The organism is Roseateles sp. P5_B10 (assembly GCF_056400485.1).
Genome location: NZ_JBFULE010000676.1, coordinates 1 through 2,888, shown reverse-complemented (window position 1 = coordinate 2,888; position 2,888 = coordinate 1). Strand labels below are relative to the sequence as shown.

3 protein-coding genes are annotated in these 2,888 nt (G+C 66.4%); 1 reads left to right on the top strand and 2 read right to left on the bottom strand.

Translation table 11 applies throughout. From position 1 onward, the window contains the following. Together AC1DU6_RS25820 and lptF are read right to left on the bottom strand one after the other, a co-directional pair. The coding region (locus tag AC1DU6_RS25820; protein ID WP_477860599.1) for an LptF/LptG family permease at nt 1–249 on the bottom strand (249 nt) is incomplete at its 3' end. Next, on the bottom strand, nt 246–1,346 hold the full coding sequence (lptF, locus tag AC1DU6_RS25815; protein ID WP_457355990.1) for an LPS export ABC transporter permease LptF: 1,101 nt from the start codon (nt 1,344–1,346) through the stop codon (nt 246–248). The genes lptF and AC1DU6_RS25820, both read right to left, overlap by 4 nt. Nucleotides 1,347–1,376: 30 nt before the next feature. On the opposite strand from lptF, the gene AC1DU6_RS25810 reads away from it, so the two are divergent. Next, nucleotides 1,377–2,840, top strand: coding sequence for a leucyl aminopeptidase (locus AC1DU6_RS25810; RefSeq protein WP_477860597.1), 1,464 nt, complete (start codon nt 1,377–1,379; stop codon nt 2,838–2,840). Nucleotides 2,841–2,888: the final 48 nt, after the last annotated feature.

The following is a 2,888-nucleotide window of genomic DNA, read 5'->3' as shown; positions in this document are numbered from 1 at the left end:
GCTCTGCGCCAGTCGGGCCAGGGCGACGATGGCGCCGATCAGCACGGCRATGGGGAATAGCTCGTAGAAGTGGCCAGGCAGCTCCATCGCTGCGAGCACGGCGGCCTTGCCCGCACCCGCGCCGACGCGGGTCATGCGCTCGATCTCGTCGACGAAGTCGATAAAGAAGAACAGCGACAGGAAGGCCAGCGCGACCATCAGCACCGAACCGGCGATGTCCTTGTAGAGCAGGGCGCGGACGGTCCTCATGCCATCGCCTCTTTGCTTACGCGGCGGCGCAGGCAGAAGCGGTTGGCGTTGTCGCGCAGCCAGATGACGGCCAGGGCCAGGAACAGGGCACTGCCATGCACGGTCAGCAGGCCGCGGGGCAGGCTGGTGCGACCGTTGCCTACCCAGGACTGCGACAGGTTGATGAGATTGAAGTAGATGACGAAGGCCAGTAGCGCAAACAGCAGATTCCAGTTGCTGGCGCGGCGCGGGTTGGATGCCGACAGGCCGACGCCGAGCAGGGCCATGTTGAAGCCGGCGAGGATCATGCCGAAGCGCCAGGCCAGCTCGCCCTGGTTCTTGGGCGTGGGCAGGCGCAGCAGGTCCAACGTCGCCATGGCCTTGGGCGGCAGCTGGTTGGCATTGGCCAGCACCTGCGGGTCGGTCATCACCTTGTACTGCTCGAAGCGTGCCAGGCTTTTCTCGCCGGTCTTGAGCTGGCTCTCGTTGCGCTGGCCGTGATCCAGCACGAGGAAGCGGTCATCGCCTTCCATCTCGAGATGGCCGCGGGCCGAGGTCGTCACCGACTCGCGTTCGTTCTGGTTGGCGAGGATGAAGACATTGCGGCCGGTGGCGGCGTTGTCGCCGTCGCGTTCGATGAAGAAGACCCGGCTGCCGTCGCGCGAGGTCTGGAACTGGCCCGGCGCCACGCGCGAGAGGTCGCCGCGCTTCTGATAACGGTCCCGCAATTCGGCGCTGTTCTGATTGCCCCAGGGCCAGACCAGCAGCTCGAGCACGATGACGCCGAGCAGCACCGGCCAGGCCATGCGCAGCACCGGGCGCACGAAGCGCGACAGCGGCACGCCGCTGGCAAACCAGATCGTCATTTCCGACTCGCGATAGGAGCGGCTGAGCGTGATGACGACGGCAACGAACAGCGACAGGATGAGCATGGTCGCGAGGTGGGCGATGGTCGCGTAGCCCATCAACAGCACGACGTCCTGAGGCGCCACATTGCCCCCCGCGGCCTGGCCCAGCGTGCGGATCAGCGTCGACGTCAACATGATGGTCAGGATGACCACCAGCGTGACGCCGAAGCTCTTGGCCAGCTCGGATCGCGTGGATGAATCGAATAACATCAAAAGTACTTCTACCTACTTCTGGTCATTATGGACTTCAAGATTCAAACCGCTGAGCTCGATGGGCTCGCGGGCGCCGGTGCCGACGCCCTGGTCGTCGTGCTCGGCGGTGAGGCGCTGCCCAAGGGCCTGGATGCAGTGGTTGCCCGTCATGCGCAGGCGGCCATCAAGCTCGGCGACTTCGCGCTGAAAGGTGGCCAGGCACTCACGCTGACCCACGCCGAAGGGGTCAAGGCGCCTCGCCTTGTCCTCGTCGCCAGCGGCAAGACGACGTTGGCTGCCGCGCGCGCCGCATTGGCTGCAGGCCTGGCGCAGATCAAATCCCGTGGCGTGGTCAGCGCGGCTGTCGCGTTTGTGGGTTTCGACGCCGGCAACGTCGAATCGCTGGCCGAACAGACCGCCCTCGCGGCCACGGATGCGGTCTATGTCTACCGCCACACCAAGCCCAGTGCGCCGGCAGCCCCCAAGCTGGCCAGGCTTGCCCTGCTGGTCGGCAAGGCTGACATCAAGACGGCCAAGGCCGGCCTGGCTCGTGGCGAAGCCATTGCCGCCGGCGTCGAACTGGCGCGGGAATGTGCCAACCGCCCGGCCAACTTCGCGACGCCGACCTATCTCGGTGAGGTCGTGCAGGGCCTGGGCAAGGCCCATGGCCTGAAGGTCGAGGTGCTGGACAAGAAGGCCGTCGAGAAACTCGGCATGGGCAGCTTCCTGTCCGTCGCCCAGGGTTCGGACGAGCCGCTGCGCTTCATCGTTGCCCGCTATGAAGGCGCGGCCAAGACGGTGGCGCCCGTCGTGCTGGTGGGCAAGGGCATCACCTTCGACACCGGCGGCATCTCGCTCAAGCCCGGTGCCGAGATGGACGAGATGAAGTTCGACATGGGCGGCGCGGCCAGCGTCATCGGCACGCTGCGCGCCATCGCCGAACTCAAGCCCAAGCTCAATCTGGTCATGATCGTCGCTGCCTGCGAGAACATGCCCAGCGGCCGCGCGATCAAGCCGGGCGACGTCGTCACGTCGATGTCCGGCCAGACCATCGAGATCCTGAACACCGACGCCGAAGGCCGACTCATCCTGTGCGATGCGCTGACCTATGCGGAGCGCTTCAAGCCCGCGGTCGTCGTCGACGTGGCGACGCTGACGGGCGCCTGCGTCATCGCGCTGGGCGGCGTGCGCAGCGGCATGTACGCCAGCGACGACGAACTCGCCGCTTCGTTGACCGCAGCGGGCGACGCGGCCCTCGACCCTTGCTGGCGCATGCCGCTGGACGACGAGTACGCCGAAGGCCTGAAGAGCAACTTCGCCGACGTGCCCAATATCGCCGGTCGCGCGGGCGGCTCGATCACGGCGGCCAAGTTCCTGCAGCGTTTCACCAGCAAGTACCGCTGGGGCCATCTCGACATCGCCGGCACGGCATGGAAGGGCGGCGCTGCCAAGGGCTCGACCGGCCGGCCGGTGGGCCTGTTGACGCACTTCGTGTTGAGTCACGCGAAGTAAGTGACCCTGCAGGTCAGTTTCTACAGCGACGCGGCGGACCCGCTGCAC